The organism is Microcoleus sp. BROC3 (assembly GCF_036702515.1).
GTDB lineage: Bacteria > Cyanobacteriota > Cyanobacteriia > Cyanobacteriales > Microcoleaceae > Microcoleus.
In genome coordinates this window covers 1-4350 of the sequence record NZ_JAUBTQ010000014.1, presented here as the reverse complement: position 1 = coordinate 4350, position 4350 = coordinate 1, and the positions used below count along the sequence as shown (strand labels likewise).

Genomic DNA, 4350 nt, shown 5'->3' with positions numbered 1-4350 from the left:
ACCGAAAATTCCTCTGTAATTGAAGACAAAAATCCGACTGTTTCGGAAATTCCTAATTCCGAGACGACTTCGGCTGAGACAAAAACCGAAAATTCCTCTGTAATTGAAGACAAAAATCCGACTGTTTCGGAAATTCCTAATTCCGAGACGACTTCGGCTGAAACAGAAATCGAAAATTCCCCCGCAGTTGAAGACAAAAATCCGACTGTTTCGGAAATTCCCAATTCCGAGACGACTTCGACTGAAACAGAAATCGAAAATTCCCCCGCAATTGAAGACAAAAATCCGACTGTTTCGGAAATTCCCAATTCCGAGACAAATTCGACTGAAACAACAACCGAAAATTCCCCAGCGACAGAAACTCAAAACCCGACTGTTTCCGAAATTCCTAATTTCCCAACAAATCCTGTTGAGACAGAAATCGACGAAATCACAGGTGACACAATTGAAAAACCCGTCTTTATCCAACCAGAAAAACCAGAAATACCAGCAATACCCGCAGAATCCACAGACATTCTCACCGGGGAAATTGAAAACATCTCCCCAACTCTTATCGACACCCCCGAAACTGCAGACAATTTACCGCTAATTTCTCCCGATGAAATTTCCCTACTGTGGGAAACTCTCAACAGCATACTCGCCCAACAATTCCCTCTCATTCCCGAAACTGAATCGGGCCAAAATCATCAACCATCCGCATCAGAATATATAGTTACCGACACCCAAACTATTATTCCCGAAATCGCCGTCACTCAAAACCATCACTCGCAACAATCGGAAAATATCACCGCCGACAGCGACAATCAGCAGCCAACAACCATCCATGAATATGTAAACCCCGACTTCGACTCCCAAAACATCGCCATTACTCCGGAAATACCCTCGGAGGAAAACAATCAGCCAGACAGTTCACAAAATATCATCGCCGACTCCTTCACCGCAACTGCAACAGACAGCGACTCGGAAACAACCATCAACGAATACACAGTCACCGACACAGAAACCAAACCAGAAACAGCCCCCAACCTCCCCCAACAAAACCAACCATTAATCGGAATCATCGACACCGGCTTTGTCGCCAACAATCCCAACATCGACTACAGCCAAATCATCCTTGGCAAAGACTTAATCGAGGGCGACAACAATCCCCTACTGCAACCAAATCAAGAAAACCAACACGGCGACACAATTTTAGAAATTATCAGCCACTCCCACAATCAAAACGCCACCAAAAAATCGACTCCGATTTGGTTGGGACGAGCCACAGGTAGCGGCAACTGGCATCAATCCCTGATAGAATTTGTAGACGCAGCCAAAGCCTCAAAACAACCCAACGCCGTCATCAACCTCAGCTTCGACTTAACCCAAATCAATCCCGACGGCACACAAACCACACGGCACAAACTGACAGCAGAAGAAAAATCAGCACTTAAATACGCCCAAGACAACAACATCCTGATTGTAGCAGCCGCTGGCAATCAAGGGGAGCTCGCATCCGCACTCGGACAAGCCTCCACAGAATTCGACAACATCATCACAGTTGGCGCCTCCGAAAACAACCACCGCAGCGCCTATTCCAGCTACGGAGAAGGGCTAGATATCTTAGCACAAATCAGCAGTCCACAAACAGCAGAACCATCAACAACCGAAACAAAACAAGGCACATCAATAGCCGCCGCTAAAGTCACAAACACCCTCTCCCAAATGTGGGCAGCCAACCCATCACTTAGCCGCCAACAAATCAAAAACATCCTCCTAAAAACAGCCAGCGACATCGACGTACCCGGATGGGACGAAAGGACAGGATACGGCATCTTAAACCCCGAATTAGCAATTGCTACCGCCACCGAAACAATCCCCACAATCCCAGTATTGGCAGCAGCCAAACTCTTGACAAAACCCTTAATTGATGCTGATGCAAATATTGGTAACTCTCCCAATTCTACTGTATCAAAACCCTCAGAAAGAGCAACTGCAACCACAGCCCCCGGCACGCCAAAGACCACCACTAAATCGACCGGAGATTCCAACGTCGGTACCCACTCCAGCACCACAGACTTAGCGCCGTACAAAACCACTTCTACCAGCAGTTCCTACGGCACAACTACCACCAACTCTCGCATCCTTAGCAGCCTTTCAAACACCGACTCAAGTTGGGATAAAAGCAATACCAAAACCAACTACAAGGGCGAATCTTTTGACGAATCCACCAGCGATTCAACTACAAATGCTGCTACCTACACCAGCAAAAGCTTTTCTCAAAACTCAACAGAAAACAAAAATCAATGGCAGGAAAACCGCAGCCGAGTTAAATACGAAGGAACTCGGAACGACAGTAGCGAATCGGCTCAGAAATCCCGCAGTTCTTACAACTATACCACTCCCACGTACACCAGAAATGATACTTCGGAAAGTTTCCGCAACAGCAAGTCTCAATCTAACAGCCGATACGGTACGAACCTTAGCATAGCTAATGGAAACCGTCAAGATGATTGGGGCTCAAAATCTACTATCAACACTCGCACTACTAACGACAACAACATATCAACCAGCAAGAGTGCAACTCAAACGGCAGGCAATGCCAAGTGGACGAATGGCAGTAACGGTAGCAGTTCCAACAACACCCACAGTGGCGAAGAAACGACTGTCAGCACCTCTAATTCGACTAACAGCAACAGCAGCGGCTTCTCCAAAACCAACAACAACAACGACAACTCTTCTGTCACTAACTCAACCTGGGACAACACTACAATTAACGGTGTAGCAGCAAACAGCAACACCCGTGACGTTTATTCAGAAAGCAGTACCAACAATCAAAGCAGTTACGATGACGGCAAGTCAAAAAATCACAGTTATCAAGACACTTATACTGTCAATCAATCCGAGCAAACCAACAGCAGTCAGGGTTCCTCATATCGGCAGAACAATCAGCACAATAATTACTCTGTCAGGCAAGGTAATGATACGCAAACCTACAAACACGGGCCGCAAACCAGCAGCAGGATTACAGATAGCTATTCGGTAACAAAATCCGATGGTTATAGTGCCAATAGTTCGGGGAAAGTCACTTCTAAAAACAATCAGGAAAGTTATTCCGAGAACTTTGTTCAACACGATAGCGAGTATAAGATAGATGCTTATACCACAACTACTACCGGGGATGAACAGACAATAACATCAACTCGATCCAACAGCAGCAATGACGGGACTAACAACGCTTCATCCAGTAGCAGTGATACTGTTCGTACCCGCAACGGGCAAACAGTGACAGTTTATAAAGATGGGCGCAAAGATGAAACACAAACGAGCAGTTACGAGAGATGGTGGAATGACAGCAATACGGTTAAGGGTGTAACTACTTATACTTCGGGGAGTTCAACTTGGAGTTCGACTTACAGGAGGACGGAGTTTAAAGGCGGTTACAGTTGGAGTGAAACCATCAGCGGTACGGATTGGGAATCAGTAACTAAAGGGGGGACTACTACTAGCAAGCAAACCAATTGGAGTTGGACCAGAAGCGGGACTGTGTGGGATGATGGGCGCAATAATTGGAGTGAAACTTGGTCGAAGTCTAATTGGGAAAATGGGAAGTCGATACCCGGTGAATCCCAGACAGCGAGGGGGTCTTACGATCCGAAGGGTACGGGCACGCAGACGAATAATTTGCCAGAAGCTGGGGAAGCACCGCGGTTGAATAAGCCGCCGAAAGATGTTGTGGATTTGAATAAGCAGCCGAAGTACAAGCCACAGCCGAGTCAAGAGTTTTATGAGCAGCCGGCTTCATACGACAAAAAGTTTGCGGACAATTTTCCTACAGAAGATCCGTATGCTGCTGTTCCTCCACCTGCAAGCTGGCCTCCTAAAGATATAGGCTCCTATTGGCTGTCTTATACGGGAACATTGAATACAACACCGCAACAAAGACGCCAAATATTTCGAGATATCATCAACAATCCATCGATTAAAAAAGTCTACATGAATGTGCTGTCTACGCAGGGGACTACTTTTAGATACGGGGATGGTCTGGGAAATATGATTCCAGGTTTAGCTGGTCAGGATGTATTTGCCGAATTTAAAGATGAACTTGATAAATACAACAAAGCAAATCCCAATAAACCGAACAACATTGAAGTAATTGGTTGGTTTGAGGGGAGTGGGCTAGCAGCACCTTCTAGCCCGATGTATAAAGCGGCTCAAAAGGCTCGTTACAGCAGCTTACCTGGTAAGAACGCAGTGCTGAGTCATAAAGGTGATGGAGGCTTTTCCTATGTAGACTGGAGTTTAGACTAACAAGGGAAAGAAAAGGGAGCCTGTGATTGCCACAGGCTCCCTAAAGGCAGAAAATTGAGA

Annotated in this window: 1 protein-coding gene; it reads left to right on the top strand. The window is 46.1% G+C overall.

The window, feature by feature from the left end:
* Positions 1–4290 (top strand): S8 family serine peptidase (locus QUB30_RS11155; RefSeq protein WP_333333140.1); only part of this gene is annotated, 4290 nt, incomplete at its 5' end.
* Positions 4291–4350: the final 60 nt, after the last annotated feature.